This window comes from Litchfieldia sinesaloumensis, from assembly GCF_900156865.1.
GTDB classification, from domain to species: domain Bacteria; phylum Bacillota; class Bacilli; order Bacillales; family Bacillaceae_L; genus Ferdinandcohnia; species Ferdinandcohnia sinesaloumensis.
This window is the reverse complement of record NZ_LT732529.1, coordinates 3,495,959-3,515,087: the sequence shown is the minus strand read 5'-3', so window position 1 is coordinate 3,515,087 and position 19,129 is coordinate 3,495,959. Positions and strand designations below refer to the sequence as shown.

16 protein-coding genes are annotated in these 19,129 nt (G+C 37.9%); 11 read left to right on the top strand and 5 right to left on the bottom strand.

Annotation, left to right across the window (positions count from 1 at the left end):
• Positions 1-17: 17 nt before the first annotated feature.
• From CZ490_RS17200 to ahpC, 3 genes are all read right to left on the bottom strand, one after another.
• Positions 18-860, bottom strand: coding sequence for a formate/nitrite transporter family protein (locus tag CZ490_RS17200; protein WP_077620058.1), 843 nt, complete (start codon positions 858-860; stop codon positions 18-20).
• A 216-nt stretch (positions 861-1,076) separates the two neighbouring features.
• The gene (ahpF, locus tag CZ490_RS17195) at positions 1,077-2,657 is read right to left on the bottom strand and encodes an alkyl hydroperoxide reductase subunit F (RefSeq protein ID WP_077620057.1); all 1,581 of its coding nucleotides are present in this window, start codon (positions 2,655-2,657) and stop codon (positions 1,077-1,079) included.
• A gap of 12 nt (positions 2,658-2,669) precedes the next feature.
• The gene (gene ahpC / locus CZ490_RS17190) at positions 2,670-3,239 is read right to left on the bottom strand and encodes an alkyl hydroperoxide reductase subunit C (RefSeq protein ID WP_077620056.1); all 570 of its coding nucleotides are present in this window, start codon (positions 3,237-3,239) and stop codon (positions 2,670-2,672) included.
• 582 nt (positions 3,240-3,821) lie between these two features.
• Here ahpC and proB point away from each other — a divergent pair.
• The 7 genes from proB (at position 3,822) to hprK (ending at position 11,645) form a co-directional block, all read left to right on the top strand.
• Complete coding sequence (gene proB / locus CZ490_RS17185) at positions 3,822-4,949, top strand: glutamate 5-kinase (protein ID WP_077621102.1); 1,128 nt, start codon at positions 3,822-3,824, stop codon at positions 4,947-4,949.
• Positions 4,942-6,186, top strand: a complete 1,245-nt coding sequence (locus CZ490_RS17180; protein WP_077620055.1) for a glutamate-5-semialdehyde dehydrogenase — start codon at positions 4,942-4,944, stop codon at positions 6,184-6,186. The genes proB and CZ490_RS17180 overlap by 8 nt, the downstream gene beginning before the upstream one ends.
• Before the next feature lie 349 nt (positions 6,187-6,535).
• The gene (locus tag CZ490_RS17175) at positions 6,536-7,708 is read left to right on the top strand and encodes a ParM/StbA family protein (RefSeq protein ID WP_077620054.1); all 1,173 of its coding nucleotides are present in this window, start codon (positions 6,536-6,538) and stop codon (positions 7,706-7,708) included.
• A gap of 14 nt (positions 7,709-7,722) precedes the next feature.
• Complete coding sequence (locus CZ490_RS17170) at positions 7,723-8,319, top strand: hypothetical protein (RefSeq protein WP_077620053.1); 597 nt, start codon at positions 7,723-7,725, stop codon at positions 8,317-8,319.
• 189 nt (positions 8,320-8,508) lie between these two features.
• Positions 8,509-9,705, top strand: coding sequence for a class I SAM-dependent rRNA methyltransferase (locus tag CZ490_RS17165; RefSeq protein ID WP_077620052.1), 1,197 nt, complete (start codon positions 8,509-8,511; stop codon positions 9,703-9,705).
• Positions 9,706-9,775: 70 nt separating this feature from the next.
• A complete protein-coding gene (locus tag CZ490_RS17160; protein ID WP_077620051.1) occupies positions 9,776-10,618 on the top strand; it encodes a sulfurtransferase in 843 nt (280 codons plus the stop codon).
• A gap of 94 nt (positions 10,619-10,712) precedes the next feature.
• Entirely contained in the window at positions 10,713-11,645 is a 933-nt protein-coding gene (gene hprK, locus CZ490_RS17155) for an HPr(Ser) kinase/phosphatase (protein ID WP_077620050.1), read from the top strand.
• Positions 11,646-11,686: 41 nt separating this feature from the next.
• Here the strand turns inward: hprK and CZ490_RS17150 are convergent, their stop codons facing one another.
• Entirely contained in the window at positions 11,687-13,084 is a 1,398-nt protein-coding gene (locus tag CZ490_RS17150; protein WP_077620049.1) for a purine-cytosine permease family protein, read from the bottom strand.
• A 392-nt stretch (positions 13,085-13,476) separates the two neighbouring features.
• Complete coding sequence (locus CZ490_RS17145; RefSeq protein ID WP_077620048.1) at positions 13,477-13,944, bottom strand: hypothetical protein; 468 nt, start codon at positions 13,942-13,944, stop codon at positions 13,477-13,479.
• Between the two features lie 172 nt (positions 13,945-14,116).
• On the opposite strand from CZ490_RS17145, the gene CZ490_RS17140 reads away from it, so the two are divergent.
• The 4 genes from CZ490_RS17140 to CZ490_RS17125 all read left to right on the top strand — a co-directional run bounded on the left by CZ490_RS17140 (position 14,117) and on the right by CZ490_RS17125 (position 18,859).
• Positions 14,117-14,575, top strand: coding sequence for a PadR family transcriptional regulator (locus CZ490_RS17140; RefSeq protein ID WP_077620047.1), 459 nt, complete (start codon positions 14,117-14,119; stop codon positions 14,573-14,575).
• 12 nt (positions 14,576-14,587) lie between these two features.
• Entirely contained in the window at positions 14,588-16,327 is a 1,740-nt protein-coding gene (locus tag CZ490_RS17135) for an ABC transporter ATP-binding protein (protein ID WP_077620046.1), read from the top strand.
• A gap of 32 nt (positions 16,328-16,359) precedes the next feature.
• Positions 16,360-18,162 carry an ABC transporter ATP-binding protein gene (locus CZ490_RS17130; protein ID WP_077621101.1) on the top strand — a complete coding sequence of 601 codons (1,803 nt, stop codon included), beginning with the start codon at positions 16,360-16,362 and terminating at the stop codon, positions 18,160-18,162.
• A gap of 142 nt (positions 18,163-18,304) precedes the next feature.
• The gene (locus CZ490_RS17125) at positions 18,305-18,859 is read left to right on the top strand and encodes a uracil-DNA glycosylase (RefSeq protein WP_077621100.1); all 555 of its coding nucleotides are present in this window, start codon (positions 18,305-18,307) and stop codon (positions 18,857-18,859) included.
• Positions 18,860-19,129: the final 270 nt, after the last annotated feature.

Genomic DNA, 19,129 nt, shown 5'->3' with positions numbered 1-19,129 from the left:
GGGCCATTTGTATATATTTATATTTCTTTATCCTTCAAATGGGGGTAGTTAAGTATTATGGCTTCGGTTTTTGTTACCTTTTTCTTATTAACTAAATGAAGTGCCAACGCAGTAAAAATAAATCCACCAATAAAGTTTCCGATAGTAACAGGAATTTGATTCCACAGCCACCAATCACCTAATGTAAGATCTGCACCCATAAATATAGCTGTTGGAATGACAAACATATTTACGACGGCGTGCTCAAAACCTTGGGCAAAAAATAAAAACACAGGAAGCCACATAGCAGCAATTTTTCCAATTGTAGAACTCGAAATAAATGCCATAAAAGCTCCTAAAGTAACCATCCAATTACATAATATTGCTTTGGTAATAACAACAATCATTCCATCTCCACCAAGGCTTTTATATGCAAGAGTTTTCCCTTCAGCTACAGTAATAATCTTGTCAATCATCGCCCCTTGAGTGATATGTCCCAATTTTGTTGCTACGATATAAAATAATATTCCATACAAAATGCTTCCTAGAAGATTTCCAAGAAAGGCCCAAAAAAAGTTGTAAACCATCCTTTTACTAGAAGTAAGACCTCTCATCCTTGCAAGTGGTAGCATCGCAAAGTTGCCAGTCACCAGCTCGAGGCTTAATAACAATACAAGCACAAACCCGACAGGAAAGACTATAGCTCCTACAATACTCAAGTTTGTTTCAATTGTAGCTGTAAAGGCTAGTGTTGTAGCAAAACCCAAAAAGGCACCAGATAAGATCCCTTTTATTAAAATATCACTTATGTTCAAGGTGGTTTTATAAGCACCAGTTTGTGCAACATCTTCGATTAACTGATTAGGTTTAATATAATCCAAGGCCCTAGCCTCCATTTTCTTATGTAGGTTGTCACTACTTCTATTGTAAAGAGCTAGAAAAACCTTTGACAAGTATTATTTACAAAATTTTACATTTTACCTATTTGCATGGTGAAGAAGGTAATTAAATAGAAAATATTAGTAAAAGTGTCTTTTACTAATAATACGAAAAAAGCAACTTTACACCTGGTTAGGTAGTAAAGTTGCTTTGAATTATTATTGATGAACTAGTGTTTTCTTACCAGACTCATCTGTATTTGTATCCCAATTATTTCGGATGATATAGTCAAATGCACTTAGTGATGCAGTTGCACCTGATCCCATTGAAATGATGATTTGCTTATATGGACTATTTGTACAATCTCCAGCGGCAAATACACCAGGAACACTTGTTGCACCATGGTTATCAACAACAATCTCACCCATTCTGTTGCGTTCAATTGTTCCATCAAGCCAATCTGTGTTTGGTACGAGACCAATTTGGACAAATACACCTTGAAGTTCAACATGATGTTCTTTTCCAGATTCACGGTCAGTATACGTAATTCCATTTACTTTGTCAGTACCAGTAATCTCTTTTGTCTGGGCATTCTTAATAACAGTAACGTTTGGAAGACTGAAGAGACGATCTTGTAACACTGTATCAGCCTTTAGTTCAGAATTAAATTCAAGAACTGTTACATGCTTTACAATACCTGCTAGGTCAATGGCAGCTTCTACACCTGAGTTTCCGCCACCAATAACGGCTACGTCCTTACCTGCAAACAATGGACCGTCACAATGTGGACAGTAGGCTACACCTTTGTTTTTGAACTCTACTTCACCAGGTACGCCAACATTACGCCAACGTGCACCTGTTGAAAGGATGAGGGTTTTACTTTTTAGAGTAGCACCGTTCTCCAGTTCAACCTCAATATAGTCTTTCTTTTCAATGCGTTTGGCACGCTGTAAGTTCATAACATCTACATCGTACTCTTTTACATGCTCTTCAAGACTAGCTGCTAGCTTAGGGCCTTCTGTGTACTTAACACTGATAAAGTTTTCAATGCCAAGGGTATCCATAATCTGACCGCCAAAGCGTTCAGCAACAATACCAGTACGAATGCCTTTACGAGCTGCATAGACTGCTGCACTTGCTCCAGCAGGTCCGCCGCCAACCACAAGAACATCAAATGGATCTTTATCAGCAAACTCTGAAGCATCAGGAGCACTACCAACTTTAGCGAGGATTTCTTCAAGGGTCATACGACCGTTGCCGAAATTCTCTCCATTTAAAAATACGGTAGGAACAGCCATGATATCTTTGCTCTCAACTTCTTCTTTAAATGCAGCACCATCAATCATAGTATGTGTAATACCAGGATTGAGAACGCTCATTAAGTTAAGTGCTTGTACAACATCAGGACAGTTATGGCAACTTAAGCTAACATAAGTTTCGAAGTGATATTCACCTTTAATGTCTTTAATTTGATCTATTAGCTTCTGCTCAACCTTTGGAGCTCGTCCACTAACTTGTAGAAGAGCTAACACAAAGGAAGTAAATTCGTGTCCAAGGGGAATACCAGCAAATGTTACACCTGAATCTTCCCCAATTCGATTGACACTAAAGCTAGGTGTTCGTTCTAATTGAGAATCCTCAACTTTAATTTTCGGTGACATTGTTTTCAATTCATTAACGAGTGAAACCATGTCCTTTGATACATCATCGGATCCAGCGCTGACTTTGAGCAGTACATCATTTTCTAATAGTTGAAGATATTGAGTTAATTGTTGCTTAATATCAGCATCTAATACCATTTATAGCACCCCTTAAATTTTGCCGACTAGGTCTAGGCTTGGCTTAAGTGTTTCTCCGCCTTCTTCCCATTTAGCCGGGCATACTTCACCTGGATTGTTACGAACGTATTGTGCAGCTTTAATCTTGTTAACAAGAGTGCTTGCGTCACGGCCAATTCCGCCTGCATTGATTTCAAGTGCTTGTACAACACCGTCTGGATCAATGATGAAAGTTCCACGATCTGCAAGACCAGCTTCTTCGTCTAAAACGTCAAAGATACGTGTAATTCTTTGAGAAGGGTCACCAATCATAATATATTCAATTTTGCTGATAGCATCAGAATGATCATGCCATGCCTTATGAGTGAAGTGAGTATCAGTAGATACAGAATATACTTCAACACCTAATTCTTTTAATGTTGCATATTGATTTTGAAGATCCTCAAGTTCAGTAGGGCAAACGAAAGTAAAGTCAGCTGGGTAAAAGCAGAAAATACTCCATTGACCTTTTAAGTTTTGTTCAGAAACCTCAATAAAATCGCCTGAACCTGCATGATAAGCATGTGCTGTGAATGGTTGTACTTCTTTTCCAATAAGTGACATAGTAAATTCCTCCAAATAAAATATTTAAAAATAGATTATTAGCATTATTGACTAAAAAATCTATAATTATTACTTGTTTATACTAATTATTATATAGATGTTAATACCTATGTCAACTAATATGATGGACAAGGCACTGCAGTTTATTATTAGGATTTTAGAAAAAAATAATACCGCTCATAAATGGTAATTTTGATTTAAAAGCATCCATTGACATCGATATAAAATTGATTCATAATATTCCTAATCTAATAAACGGCAAGTGACACTTATTATAAATATGAAGTAATGATAGGGAACCAGTAGATAGTCCTCAGGTAAAAGAGAGTAAAATTCATGGGCTGAAAGATTTTACGCGCCTGCAATGCTATTGAACCTGTCCCTTGAACTGCTAGGCAAAACCTAGCCGTTGCCCGCGTTAAAGGCTATTGAGTGGGTACTGGAGCATCCAGTATCAATAAAGGTGGTACCACGAAAGGTTATATGGTCTTTTCGTCCTTTTTATAGGGATGGAAGGGCCTTTTTTTATATACAGAGGATTTGTTTGAAATTGTAGTTGATTATCAATCCGGGGTGAATGAAGTGAAGAAGAAACGAATTGTTGTCAAAATTGGCAGTAGCTCTTTAACGAATCAAAATGGTGGCCTCAGTATTGAGAAATTACGTGAGCATGTTAACGCAATAGCACTGTTAAAGGAAAAAGGACATGAGGTCGTTCTCATTTCGTCTGGAGCTGTTGCAGCAGGCTTTATGGACCTTGGTTATCCGTCCCGCCCTAAAACGGTAGCGGGCAAACAAGCTGCGGCGGCAGTTGGCCAAGGGCTTTTATTAAGAGGATATACGGAGGAGTTTAAAAAACATGGGGTCGTTGTCGCACAATTACTGTTAACGAGGCAGAACTTTCTCTACAAGGATCAATACAACAATGCGCATGCAACTCTTTCTGAGTTACTAAAACGAAATGTGGTTCCCATTATTAATGAAAATGATTCTGTATCACTAGAAGAATTAAACTTCGGAGATAATGACATGTTATCTGCTTTAGTAAGTGGTCTGGTCCATGCTGACTTTTTAGTAATTCTTACGGATGTCAATGGAATCTATGATCAAAATCCACGAACACATCCAGATGCAAAAAGGTATAACTTCCTTGATAAAATACATGAAGAATTAGTTAGTGGTGCTACGGAACCAGGCTCTAAGGTAGGGACTGGCGGAATGAAGTCGAAAATAGAGGCGGCAAGGACTGCATTGGGCTTGGGGGTTAAAGTATTTATAGGGTCTGGAACAGGAGACGATAAATTGGTTGATATTCTTGCTGGAAAGGGAGATGGAACTTATATTGGTAATTCCTCACATCCAGGAATGAAAGCATCAAAACAGTGGCTCGCATTACATTCAATTCCAAATGGAAAAATTGAGATCGACCAAGGAGCCGTTGCGGCTATATTACGACAAGGTAAAAGTCTCCTGCCAGCAGGGGTTACAAATATAATCGGGAATTTTAAAATCAATGACGTAGTAGAGGTTGTAAACCTAAAGGGAGAAATTATCGGGAAAGGAAAAGTGAATTTTTCTTCTGATCAATTAATAGAAATTAAAGGACTATCAAGCACAAAGGCGATGGTTAAAGTAAACAGTGACCAACGAGTTGTGATTCATAGAGATAACTGGGTAAGTCAAAAAGAGAGGAGAATGGAGTATGAGTGAGTTAATTCAAAAAGCAAAAATGGCAAAAAAGGCTGCACAAATCTTAGCAAAAGCGACAACGGAACAAAAAAATCATGCACTCTCAATTATTTCTGAACAACTTATCAAGGAACAAGCTTTTATTATGGAAGAAAATGAAAAGGACTTACAGGCTGGAAAAGAAAATGGTATGAGCGAATCCCTACTAGACCGATTAAAATTAGACGAACAGAGGATTCATGATATAGCAGATGCTCTGATTCAGTTAACAAAACTTAATGATCCGATCGGCCAAGTGGTAGAGGAGTGGGAGCGTCCGAATGGCCTTCAGATTACACAGATTCGGGTACCTCTTGGTGTTGTCGGCATGATTTATGAAGCGAGGCCAAATGTAACCGTAGATGCGTCAAGTCTGTGTTTAAAAACTGGTAATGCAGTGCTATTACGTGGTAGTTCAACCGCCATTCATTCGAATAAAGCAATCGTAAAAGTCATTCAGCATGCTCTTGAATTAAGCAGTTTACCAATTGAGTCTGTACAGTTACTAGAAGATACGAGTCGTGAAACGGCATCTGAAATGTTTAAGTTAAACGAGTATTTGGATGTGCTAATTCCACGAGGTGGGGCAAAGTTAATTCAAACAGTTGTTCAAAATTCTACGGTTCCAGTACTGGAAACAGGTGCAGGGAATTGTCATGTATATATAGATGAAACGGCTGATGCGAAGATGGCATTCGAGATTACGGTAAATGCCAAAACCCAACGGCCTTCTGTGTGTAATGCAATCGAAAATGTACTCGTTCAAAGGGATTGGGCGACCACATATCTAGGTGAGTTAATCACGACTCTACAGGCTGAAGGCGTCCGTATACACGGAGATGATAGAGTCCAACAGATAGGAAATGATATAGTTCCTGCAACGAAGGAAGACTGGGAAAGGGAATTCTTAGGTCTAGAGGTAGCCATAAAAGTAGTCGAAGATGTAGGCGAGGCGATTGCCCACATTAACCAATATGGAACAAAACATTCAGAAGCAATCGTTTCTCAATCAACTGAAAATGTTGAGCAATTTCTAACAGAGGTCGATGCTGCAGCAGTCTATCATAATGCATCAACTCGCTTCACAGATGGTTTTGAATTTGGGTTTGGTGCTGAAATTGGAATAAGCACACAAAAGCTCCATGCTCGTGGACCAATGGGGTTACAAGCATTAACTTCTACCAAATATACGATTAGAGGAAATGGGCAAATAAAGTAATAATAGAGGATAAAAGCTAGAGGGTATTTCTATGAATTTGGAAATACCCTCTCTTTTTTTGCTGTATACATTTTTGTTTACGTGTATATAAAGTGTAAACAGATTGTATACAATACCGTTTACTTGTTTACAAAGTAGTATACAACCCGGCGTGACGACATGTGTACACCTTTGTAATCATTGTATACAGAAATGTTTACAAATAACGACATGTTTACAAGGTGTTTACAGGTTTACAATTATATTTCTTTTTACTAGTAGTCATTGTGGAATCTAGTAATCTCTACTACCCTTTAAATAAAGAGATACAGAAAAAAATAATCTACTAAGTTGAAGGGATGATGTTTGAATGTCTAAGTCTAGAATTGCAGCAGTTGATGTTGGAAATGACTCTATTAAGGCGATCTTTGGAGAGCTAGAGCACGAATTAAACATACCTAATATTATTGCAAGAGATATTGAGGACCGTCCGGTCATTGGAATAGAAGAGTTAAATAGCAAGGATCCACTTGAAGGAATTCACATCAGGGTCCACTCCCCTGCCCTAAAGGATAATAACGTTATTTATCGTGTCGGTCATTTAGCAACAAAGAGTGGTAGTGCTTCAGAGTTGGACCCGGGAAGTAGTAAATCAGAAGAGGACCAGACATTAATTATGTTATTTGCAACATTGGCATTGGATGCGGTTAGGGAGGAAAATTCTTCAACTTTCCCTCGTCAAAAAAATATAATTGATGCAAATTATACACTTGGAACCGGTCTGCCACTTCGTGAAGTAAAGGAAGGTAAGGATGCAGGATATCGATCAAAACTTACAGGTTCTGTTCACCAGGTAGAGTTTCTCGTGACTCCAAGATATCAAGGATTAAAGGTGAATATTAAATTTAATGAGGTCAAAATATATCCAGAAGGATTTGCTGCTTATATTAATCTTGTTATGGATAATGACTTGAAAGTAATTAATAAAGATTTAATCGATAAACGAATCCTAATTCAGGATATTGGCGGATTATCAACTGATATTGCAGTGATTCGTAATCGAACTGTCGATGATGATAAGGCGCAAGGATTTAACCTTGGAGTATCTGAATCATTAGAAGCAATCAGAGAAGAAATTCGGTCTAAACATGGAGTCGAGTTAGACAGTCGCCGTGATGTGGTTGATATTATTACAAGAAAAAATAATCGCAATCATATTATGGTAAAAGGAAGTCGGACAAGTGTACATGATATTACAGATCGAATTCTCTTGGATTTAGCAAAAAAACAATATCGCTTGCTACGTAATGTATGGCTAAAAAACTCGCAAACTGAAATCTGCTATTTTGTTGGTGGTGGATCAAATGTGTTAAAGGACTATATGAAGACCTTGAACAATAACCTTGATGGCTACAATATCGAATTCTTTGAGGATGAAAAAGAGAGTATTTGGATGATGGCCAATGCTTATTATAAGCTCATAACAGATTTCGTAAGAAAAACGGAGAAGCAAAAAGTACCGCAAGAGCCAGTTAAAAAATGAGATAAGGTGATCTTATGAGAAAGTCTACCTCAACTGAGGTCAAAAGGGGCCAAGCCATTTCATTCCGTGTACCATCCGATACACCTGATCATTTATTAAAACACCTCCAAAAGTTAAAAGAAACAGAGCGTAGAAACTTTTCAAGTAAGATAGCGGAGTATGTCATGCAGGGTGTCGGCCAGTCCTATTCAAGAGAGCGAGAAGTTATTACTGTGCCACTTCCTCACAAATTAAGTAAATCACAACGCAATTGGTTAAAGCATGAACATTCAGAGGCGTTACTAGGAAGTATCATACATCAGCTTCTATCGGATCCAGTACGTGCAACTGCACTTCTTGCGTCGTTAAATAGTAAGTCGGTTGATTTGGATGAAGCCTTATACCTTCAAGAGGAAATATCAGTAGAGGAACATAAAGTTCAACCATCACTTGAGGACGAAGTATCACACAATGAAGTTGCTGCGACGAGTGAGGTTGACAGCTTTGATGATGATTTAGATAATTTTAAGTGGGAAACGGCAAAACAAGAAGTACCTAATGAGGAAGAGGCCACGGAAGACACTGATTTAGACAGTCTTCTTGGGGATTTTCTTTCTGCCATGAATAAGTAATCACTAATTAGAAGTAGGGTCAGTACCTCGTTACTTGAAGGTAGCGAAGGATGGCCCTATTTAATTTTCCAGCGGAAGGCCTCGAGGTTCTATGGACGTGAACTTGAGCAAATCACTAAGACGTCTTTGATTTTAGTGAAGATAATTGTATGATAGGTGAAAAGAAGACCATAGAATGGGATGAAGATAATGGAAACAGAATTACATATAAAGGTACCTTCAAAATACGCTAATAAGTATAAAGGCGGTTACCCCCTTATCACAAAACAAGTGATGGAACAGATAAATTCAATAGAAGAGGGCGTATTAATTAACCTGGTCGATGAAAAGGATCAATTCATAGCAAAAGGATATTACGGCAAGCAAAACAAAGGATATGGCTGGGTCCTAACCAAGAATAAGAATGAGAAGATTGATCAGGGATTTTTTGAGAGGAAGATTAAAGCTGCATTAGATAAAAGAAGGTCATTCTTTGTTGAAAAGGATACGAATGCCTTTCGGGTTTTTAATGGAGAAGGAGACGGAATTGGAGGTCTCACCATTGATTACTTTGATGGGTATTACTTAATAAATTGGTACAGTAAAGGAATTTATACATTTTTTGAAGATATTCTAGCAGCGCTTCAAAATATAGTTGAGTACAAAGCTATTTACCAGAAAAAGAGGTTTCGTGCGGAAGGAAAGTTTATAGAAGAAGATGGGTTTGTAGCAGGAGAGCGAGGTCAATTTCCGATTATTGTAAAAGAGAATGGGGTTCACTTTGCTGTCTATTTTAACGAAGAAGCAATGGTAGGGGTTTTTCTTGACCAGCGTAATGTGAGAAAGACCATACGTGATAAGTATGCAAAAGGGAAAACAGTGTTAAATACCTTTTCATATACAGGGGCATTTTCTGTTTATGCGGCATTGGGTGGTGCGACAAAGACAACAAGTGTTGATTTGGCTAATCGTAGTCTACCGAAAACCATTGAACAATTTAGTGTAAATGGAATCGATTATGAAGCACATGACATCATTGTTGAGGATGTTTTTCGTTATTTTAAATATGCGGGTAAAAAGAATTTGAAATTTGATGTGGTGATTCTTGACCCACCTAGTTTTGCAAGGTCGAAAAAATTTACATTTAGTGCTGAAAAGGATTACAAAAATCTATTGATAGAAGCGATTGCCATTACGGAGAAAAATGGGGTAATTGTTGCTTCCACAAATAGTGCATCATTTGACATGAAGAAATTCAAAGGATTTATTGATACGGCATTTAAGGAAAGTAACAGTACATATAAATTGGTAGAGGAATTTTCTTTACCAGAGGATTTCCAAACCTTACAGTCATTCAAGGAGGGCAACTACCTTAAGGTTGTATTTATCAAGAAGCTGAATGGTTAGAAGAAGTACGGATTATTTTTAGTAAAGATCTATTGAGGTCTTTCCCAAACAAAATAAAGGAGGGAGTAATATGAATTTTGTTGTAAATAAAGAATGGGTAGTTGAACAACTACATAACGAGAATGTAAGAATAATCGATTGCCGATTTGCATTAGGAGACCCTGAAGAAGGAGGAAGACTCTATACCGAGAGTCATATCCCAAGGGCATTCTATTTTGATTTAGAAAAGCAACTTTCTGCTCCAGTTAAAAAGCACGGGGGAAGACATCCGCTTCCGGATATGGCGCAGTTTAAGCGTGAGATTGAGAAGGTGGGCATAGATAATACAACAACAGTCATTGCCTATGATGGAGGAGAGGGCCAATTTGCCTCTCGCTTTTGGTGGTTGTTGACATACATAGGTCATGACAAGGTTTATGTTCTTAACGAAGGCTTTAAAGGCTGGGTAGAAGCGGGTTATCCAACTTCGAGCGAAGTACCTGAAGTAAAACCGGCTCTGTTTGTAGAGGATATTCAAGAGGATATGCTTGCTTCTTATGAGGAAGTAAAACAAATAGTCGCCCAGAAGTCTCCATCATCGATATTGATAGACTCTAGAGATGAAAGCCGCTATCTTGGAGAAGTTGAACCCATTGACCGAATCGCGGGGCATATCCCAGGAGCCCTTAATAAGTGTTGGCTTGAGGGATTGGATCAAGGTGCATTTAAAGATAATGAAGAACAGAAAAAGAGATTCACAGACCTCAACGAAGAGGCTGAAATTATCGTATATTGTGGTTCAGGTGTAACAGCCACTCCCAACTATATAGCTTTAAAAATGGCGGGGTTTAAGAACGTAAGACTATATGCTGGAAGTTATAGCGATTGGATTTCTTATCACGAAAACCCTGTATCTAAGGGGAAAGAGAATTAGTTTTCAGAGATTTTAGTAACATCTAGATGACGTTTTCACTGCTGATAAAGTATAATTTCATGTAAATAAGCAAAATGGGGCGGTGAGTGGCCGGTTGAAACAGGTTACGGTAGGAGACTTGGTTCGTAAGTTCTCATTAAAGGTATTGGCTGGTGAAGACCAGTTACATCATAATATTACACAATCTAGGGTACATAGGCCCGGTCTAGAGTTCGTAGGGCATTTTGACTTTTTTCCAACTGAACGAGTTCAAATCCTTGGAAAAAAGGAAATTACCTATTTACATAAGCTAACAAAAGAAGAACGTAGAATCCGAATAGGGAATATTGTTCAATATCGCCCACCTTGTTTCATTGTGACGTGTGGTGAGGAAGGACTCACCTATTTAACACATCATTGTTTAGAGCAAGGAATTCCGTTGTTAGTTACAAATGAACCTGAGGTAACTTCCGATTTTATTGTTAAATTAGATTCTTTTTTGATAAAGGAATTAGCTGAGCAAATTGCGGTGCATGGGGTTTGCATGAATGTGTCGGGGATAGGAATCCTTATTCGTGGGAACTCTGGTGTGGGGAAAAGTGAGACAGCACATACACTGATTCGCAGAGGCCATCGACTTGTAGCGGATGATATTGTTGTTTTAAAAAAACTAAGTCCACAAACCATTTTAGGAACACATGACGAAAAGACAAAGGAGTTCTTGGCTTTACGAAGCATTGGCCTATTAAATGTGGTTCGGATGTATGGACGTAAAGCATTTCAAGATGAAACACGTATTTCCTTAGATATTCATTTAACGAAATGGGAAAAGGACGGCTTGTATAATGATCTAGACCAGGAGATTAACACAATGGAATATATGGGTGTGAAGATCCCATCAATTGAAATACAGTTACAGCCTGGACGTGATGTAGCAGGTCTAATTGAGGCTGCCGCAAACAACTGGTATCTAAGGCAACAAGGATATAACGCTGCAGAGGAATTCATGAGCAGAATTGACGAAGAATTTACGAATTCGGATAAGTAATAAGTAAAAACCCTCTACAATAAAGTAGAGGGTAAAAGCCGTTAAGCAACGTATTCTTCTTTTTTAATGTCCGCTGCTTCTTGTTTTATATAATATTTTCCCTTGGTAGCTATTGCTACTAGTATTGTGAGGATAGATGCAAGTATTGCTGCAAAGAATGCAGCTGTACTTTGTAAAAAGGTTCCCATAAAACCGAGTGCCGCGATAGTCCCAAGGGCACTTGAAACTAACAATGCGGTTACACCTACGGGATTCCATTTAAATAAATTCTTTTGTCTAGCTTCATAATACCCAGGGCCAATTTTTAATATTCTTTTAACAAAGACAGCATCCGTAACTAAAATTGCCGCCCAAGACAATAAGAAGACACCTTGAAATGTTAAAACTGTTCCGAGATGATTTACGATATCTGTAAGCATTAGAATGATGGCAGATACTCCTGTTACAATAACCCAAAAACGTCTTCCAGGTTTAAAGTGAAACATGTTTTCAAAGAAGTTTGAAAGAGATAGCGAACCACTATATATGTTCGTAACGTTAATTCGAACTTGGGTAATCATTGTAAATAAAGCTCCCCACATGCCTAGAAGGGTGACAATGTACACACCAGGATTTGGTTCACCCAGTCGGACACCGAACCAAATGCCTAATCCGCCCATAACGCCAAAACAGAAAATTTGTGGGACGAACCCAATTGCAAATGCCCCAATTTTCAAATCTTTAGGTTTTAAGAACCGTGCGTAATCAGATGCAAGTAGGGGGGTCAATCCCATAATGCCGTGCTGCATACCAATACATAACAAGAGAGCAGTACCTCCAACTTGTACATTCTCTGGCATATAGGACCAGAAGCTCCCATTATATACAGAAGGTGTCATAGCAGCCATTATAATTGCGGCAATTAAAAAGATGCCAAAAAGAGGCAGTGACCATTTCTGTAATTTATCCAATTGTTTGATTCCAAACCAGTTTAATGGAATGACAATGGTTCCGAAGAAAAGAATTAAGGCCCACTCAGGAATAGTAGGTATAAATTCGTGGACTGCTGCCACTAGAATTAAACCTTCAAGTGCACAATACATGATGAAATTTGTGGCATAAATGATGGAGGTTAATGATGCGCCAATATATCCGAATCCGCCACCCCTTGATAGTAAATTGACATTCATACCTGACTTTGCAGATAAGTAAGCAATGAATGTACCAAGAATACCGGCTACGATAATCGCATAAATAGCTGAAATGATGGCATTAATAGCACCAAATTGAAGTGCCATTACACTTCCCATTTGAAAATAAAAAATAGCTGTAGCAATTCCGAAAGTGATATTTGTTATACTTAACCAACCCATATTTCTCTTGTTAAGTGGTACCCTATCCAATGAATAATCATCACTCATTGCATCGTGATTTTGATCTGCTTGGATATCAGTTCCCATCCTATCAACTCCTCTTTTACTATTTGTGAATAAATTCACAAATATGTTTTATTGGTAACTAAACTCTTCAGTTCGATTAACTGAATATAATCATATCAACAATATTAGCATAGTAGCAAACGTGATATAATAATAGATTCGGTGATATAACCGCATAAAGCCATGTCTAGTCGACATAATATCCCGTTTTCTTAAAAATAGAAGCAATTTCCGAACTATATATCCAGAATGCTCCTAAATATCCGCTTTATTATTTGAACTGATTCATATACATAATCTAAAACAGAAAATTTTCGTCTTTTATAGATTGAATGTTTTTCGGCTTAAGTATAATACTGACTAAAAAATACATAAAGCTACTTGGATTGAATGGATCAAGTAGCCTCTCTGTTTTAAATATATCTTTTGTATTTTTCATATACGTACTGGAAGGCATATAGAAGATATGCTTTGTAATGAATATAGAAGAAAAATTGTAAACGGGATAATTTATTAAGCTTAATAATCTTAAATTTTTTAAAAACATCCATAATGAAAAAAGCAAAGATGCCATCAAAAACTACATTGAGAGTGATGAACTTTTTAAAATTTCCAAATGAAAGCTTAAGTAGCCACATAGACAAAGGCATATAAGGGCCAATGCTAAACGGAAGTTCATCCTTGAAAAATGACCTGCGTCTATCGTAAAACTTCCACCACTTCTGTTTGTAACCATACATATGGTTGAGTATCTCAAAAAAGATAATAAAGATACCAGCAAATGAATAACGCTTTACATCTCGCTTCCCCATTAATAGCAATGTTAGCCATGGAAACAAAACAATTAGAATGTTAAAGACTACATGCCTTCGAAATAACATAGATTTAATTCCCCCTTAACCATTTCGATATTTAATATCCAAGGAAAGCTATCCCACCGTTGTATTATTTGGAAAATGTGTGCAATTATTCAAGAACCCACTTTTTATTTGATTACGATTGAGGAATATCGATATATCGATTATAATTACCGATATAAATAAGGAGGCTAAAATGAGAAGAAAAAGAGGGTTTGTTCAGTTAGCAATATTACATCTGTTAAAGCAAGAATCTATGCATGGTTATCAAATTATGAAGGAATTAGAAGATCGTTCAAATGGTGCATATTCTGCAAGTGCTGGTACAGTATACCCAGCCCTTCAAGAATTAGAAGATCAAGATTTAATAAGGCAGGATGTGCATGGGAACAAAAAAATTTATTCAATCAATACCAGTGGTTTAAATAGATTGGAAGAAATAAAACATGATGGGGATTTTTGGGAAGAGTGGAAGGAGAGAATGACTTGGAGAAACTCCAAAGAATTTGTAAAGCTTAAGTCCGCAATGGAGCGATGGGAAAAAGAGGTTAGAAATGTTGTCAAAAAAACGCGCGGAAATCCTGAGGAGGTAACGGAGTTAATTACCTTTATTGATGGAGTAACCGAGCAATTAAAAAAGAAAAGCAAGAAGTAAGGGGAAGTTTTCATGAAAGCCATGAAAAAATTAATACGGTATCTTAAACCATATCTTTGGTATGTAATCTTAGCACCGCTTTTTATGTGTATAGAAGTGGTGATGGACCTTTTCCAGCCAAATATTATGCAGAAGATGATAGATACAGGAATTGCGAATCAAGATAACGGATATGTCATTAAACTAGGACTACTCATGCTTCTGTGTGCAATTATTGGTTTAATTGGTGGAATGGGTAGTTCAATCTATGCAGCGAAGTCAGCTGTGAATTTTTCTACGGACATCCGCCGTGATGTATTTAGAAAGATAGGCCAATTTTCAAATCAGAATATCGATTCGTTTGGAACAGGTAAATTAATTACGATAACAACGAACGATATTACGACTTTACAGCAGGCTGTTATCATGACTTTGCGTATATTTGTTCGAGGACCTTTATTATTTATCGGTTCAGTCATAATCGTTTGGTTTACAGCAAGAGAACTGTTTCCGGTTCTATTAGTATCAATTCCGGTTCTGATTGCTTTTATCTATTTTTTCTCAATGAAGTCTGGGAAGCTGTACGCTAAGGTGCAAAAAGCGATGGATAAGGTAAATACAAAGCTTCAGGAAACGTTAGCGGGGATTCGTGTAATTAAAGCATTTGACCGACAAGAGTACGAAAAGGAAAACTTTAATAAAGTGAATCGTTTGCTGTCGAATAGACTGATGTCTGCTGAACAACTTATTTTAACGCTTATGCCAATTATGATGTTCGTTGTCAATCTAGGAGTAGTTGCGGGGCTCTGGTTAGGGGTAATTAAGGTGAATGAAGGTACACTTCAGGTGGGTGTCATCCTAGCATTTATTAATTACCTTAACATTATGATGAATGGGTTGATTAGTAGTAGTCATGTATTAATGCAAATTGCACGCTCGTTTCCTTCTGCAGAGAGAATTCTTCTAACTCTTGAAACGAAAATTGACATAGCTGAACCCGTTCAGTCTTTTAGAAAAAGTGAACTGAAGGGTGAAGTAGAATTTAGACAGGTGAATTTTAGTTATAGTAAAAATGGAAACAACGTACTTCGGAATATTTCGTTTACAGCTGAGTCAGGAAAAACAATTGGAATTATCGGCACCACAGGAAGCGGTAAATCAACTCTAGTAAAACTTATACCCCGCCTCTATGACCCAGATTCAGGTGAAATTCTTATTGATGGAATTAATATCAAGAATTACCCTCTTGAACATTTGCGTGCTAGTATCGGCTTCGTCCCACAAAAGGCGACCTTGTTTTCTGGGACTATTGAAGAGAATGTCCGTTTCGGAAAGGAATATGCTACAAGTAGTGAGTTGGAGCAGGCGGTTGAATCAGCAGCTGCAAGTGAGTTTATATCGAGATTCGACGATAAGTTTGCCCATTCCTTGATGCAAGGTGCAACTAATTTATCGGGTGGCCAAAAGCAACGTCTATCAATGTCTCGTGCTTTTATTCGCAGGCCGACTATATTAGTGCTTGATGACTCAACCTCCGCAATCGATGCCTTATCTGAAAGCGCAGTTCAACATGCGTTACGGAAATCATACAAAAATACAACCGTATTTATTATTTCTTCAAAGATATCTTCCATCATTAATGCAGATCAAATATTGGTGATGAAAGATGGAGAAATTGAGGCTAGCGGCACACACGCTGAATTACTGGAAATCAGTGAAACATATCAAGCCATTTATGCGACACAGAGTGGAAAGGAGGTTGATCATGGATGAGTAAAACGAGTTCACAGTCGACTTCCAATATGATGAACCGTGTACGTGGACCGCGAGGATTAAGTGGTCCTGTCGAAAAAGCAAAGGATTGGAAGGGTACGATTAAAAGAATATGGGATCTAATGGAGAAACAAAAAGTGGCATTGGTTACCTCGATTATTTTTGTTATCCTATCCACAATTCTTGGGCTAGTTGGACCCTATTTAATCGGTATTATTATCGATGGTTATATCATTCCAAAAGACATTGCTGGTACGGTTATTTTTTTAGGGATACTCGCAGTTGTTTATATAGGAATTGCCTTATTCACTTGGCTACAGACCTTCATGATGGTACGAGTATCGATTGAAACAATACGTAGTTTACGACAAAATCTATTTAATAAACTACAAACACTTTCCTTGCGATTCTTTGACAAGCGGACACACGGTGATCTAATGAGTAGGGTGACGAATGACATCGATACTTTGAACAATGCATTAAGTCAAAGTGTTATTCAAATTCTCTCATCGACTTTAACGATTACAGGAGTATCTATTGCGATGTTTTCACTTAGTTGGGTGCTTGCAATTGTAACGCTACTTGTGATTCCTTTAATGATCTTTACAACAAAAAAGCTAATTAAATATAGTAGTAGTCATTTTATTAAAAGACAACGCGATTTAGGAGAATTAAATGGAGTAATCGAGGAATCTATCGCAGGTAGTGAAGTTATACGATTATTTGGAGTAGAGGAAAAAAGTAACCAACAATTTTCGGAAATCAATGAGCGTCTACGGAAATCGGCTATGGATGCTGATACAGTGTCGGGATTTTTGGGTCCCGTGAACAACTTCATAAATAATCTTGGCCTTGGACTTGTCATAGCGGTTGGAGCGGTATTGACCGTTTATGATTTTGCAAGTGTAGGAATAATTGGGGCTTTCGTGCTTTATTCTCGGCAGTTTTTTAGGCCAATTAATCAGCTTTCAAATCTATTAAATATGTTTCAATCGGCTATTGCCGGTGCAGAGCGGGTATTTGAAATAATGGATGAAACTCCGGATATCGAGGACAAAGGGAATGCCAAAGTTGTCGATTCATTAAAGGGTAACGTGGAGTTTTCGCATGTGTATTTCGGATATGATGAAGGTAAGTCAATCTTAAAGAATATTGATTTCAGCGTAAAAGCTGGTGAGAAAATTGCACTTGTTGGTCCTACCGGCTCTGGTAAAACAACGATTATTAATTTATTGTCGCGTTTTTATGATGTGACTGCTGGTGTACTCAAGGTAGATGGTCGAGATATTCGCGACTACCAAATTAGTTCATTGAGGAAGAAGATAGGGGTTGTATTGCAAGACACGTTCCTATTCTCTGGTACTATCATGGAGAATATCAGATATGGAAAGTTGGGAGCTACAGATGACGATGTTGTTACATCCGCTAAAATGGCTTCTGCACATCAATTTATTAAGCATTTTCCTAAAGGCTATCATACTCACATAACTTCAGGTGGGGGAAACTTGAGCCAAGGACAGCGCCAATTAATTGCAATTGCACGGGCGATCCTAGCAGATTCAGATATTTTAATTCTGGATGAGGCTACTTCAAGTATAGATACAACTACTGAAATCGAGATTCAAAAAGGAATTAATCGGTTAACAGAAGGGAGAACGAGCTTTATTATCGCTCACCGACTGAAGACTATTGAAAATGCTGATCGAATCTTAGTTATCCATCAAGGTGAAATTATTGAGTCAGGATCACACCAAGAACTACTGGCGAAAAAAGGGGTTTACTTTGAGATGTACGACAGTCAGTTTATTCTCCGGGAAAGTACCGTACGGCAATAATAAAGTACGAAATACCTTCAGCCTCGCACCTAAGCGGGGCTGTTTTGATTACCACTCTTTAAATCTTATTAATTCTCACACTCCAAATTGGTTATTCTAAACAAAAGGGAGTGTGTTGAAAGTGAATTCATTTTGTCCGGTTATGTGGCTAGAGGATCCAACACCTGAAGAACATAAGAATTGCCAGGATTGTGGGCTGTATAAGCAAGGCTCTCGGATGATTTGGGGAGAGGGAAACCCAGAAGCACCGATTATGGTTATTTTGGATAATCCAGGTGCTCGGGAAGACCGTGAAGGAAACCCAATCGTTTGTGGAACAAGAGAGACATTGCAACAAGCGGTTCATGAAGCAGGACTGGATAAGGAGCAATTCTATGTCACGTATATTTTAAAAAGGCAGCCAAAAGGTTCCTATGAAAAAGAGAAGACACGGAAAATCTGTATGAACCACCTACAGGGACAACTAGAAAAGCAGAAGCCTAAGCTTATTATTTGTCTCGGAAATGTGGCGGTTCAATCATTTTTTGATAATCCAGAGCTAGAGGTTAAGGGATTGAGAGGGAACTTCTATCAGGTGAATGGATATCAAACAACCGTCGCTTACCATCCGCTTGCAGCTAGAAGAAGACCAAACCTATACCCACTGCTCCTGGAAGATATGCTATTTCTAGCATCAGAGCTTCGGAAGCAAATCTAAAAAGAACGGTTTCACCTGTTTAACGTTTTGGGTTACAGGCAGATCAATTGTCATATAAACGGATACGATTTCTACTTTCTTAACAATAATAATCAAAGTTATAAAATCCACAGAGAGATAAACTAAGAAAATATTAGAACAGTCGAATGTAAGAACATAGCGGGTGTGTCGGAGGTTGGTGTAACATCGGGTAAATGCTCATCACTAACCGCGAGGGGCTTTTATTATTTTCGGGGAAATGATTTTCTACCATAACATTCATAATATTTT

Bases quoted from the DNA above. Each gene is read 5' to 3' on its own strand.
- CZ490_RS17145 (WP_077620048.1), bottom strand. From the start codon at position 13,944: ATGTTATTTCGAAGGCATGTAGTCTTTAACATTCTAATTGTTTTGTTT.
- CZ490_RS17135 (WP_077620046.1), top strand. From the start codon at position 14,588: ATGAAAGCCATGAAAAAATTAATACGGTATCTTAAACCATATCTTTGG.
- CZ490_RS17175 (WP_077620054.1), top strand. From the start codon at position 6,536: ATGTCTAAGTCTAGAATTGCAGCAGTTGATGTTGGAAATGACTCTATT.
- ahpF (WP_077620057.1), bottom strand. From the start codon at position 2,657: ATGGTATTAGATGCTGATATTAAGCAACAATTAACTCAATATCTTCAA.
- CZ490_RS17140 (WP_077620047.1), top strand. From the start codon at position 14,117: ATGAGAAGAAAAAGAGGGTTTGTTCAGTTAGCAATATTACATCTGTTA.
- CZ490_RS17170 (WP_077620053.1), top strand. From the start codon at position 7,723: ATGAGAAAGTCTACCTCAACTGAGGTCAAAAGGGGCCAAGCCATTTCA.
- CZ490_RS17160 (WP_077620051.1), top strand. From the start codon at position 9,776: ATGAATTTTGTTGTAAATAAAGAATGGGTAGTTGAACAACTACATAAC.
- ahpC (WP_077620056.1), bottom strand. From the start codon at position 3,239: ATGTCACTTATTGGAAAAGAAGTACAACCATTCACAGCACATGCTTAT.
- CZ490_RS17130 (WP_077621101.1), top strand. From the start codon at position 16,360: ATGAACCGTGTACGTGGACCGCGAGGATTAAGTGGTCCTGTCGAAAAA.
- CZ490_RS17150 (WP_077620049.1), bottom strand. From the start codon at position 13,084: ATGGGAACTGATATCCAAGCAGATCAAAATCACGATGCAATGAGTGAT.
- CZ490_RS17125 (WP_077621100.1), top strand. From the start codon at position 18,305: ATGTGGCTAGAGGATCCAACACCTGAAGAACATAAGAATTGCCAGGAT.
- CZ490_RS17180 (WP_077620055.1), top strand. From the start codon at position 4,942: ATGAGTGAGTTAATTCAAAAAGCAAAAATGGCAAAAAAGGCTGCACAA.
- CZ490_RS17165 (WP_077620052.1), top strand. From the start codon at position 8,509: ATGGAAACAGAATTACATATAAAGGTACCTTCAAAATACGCTAATAAG.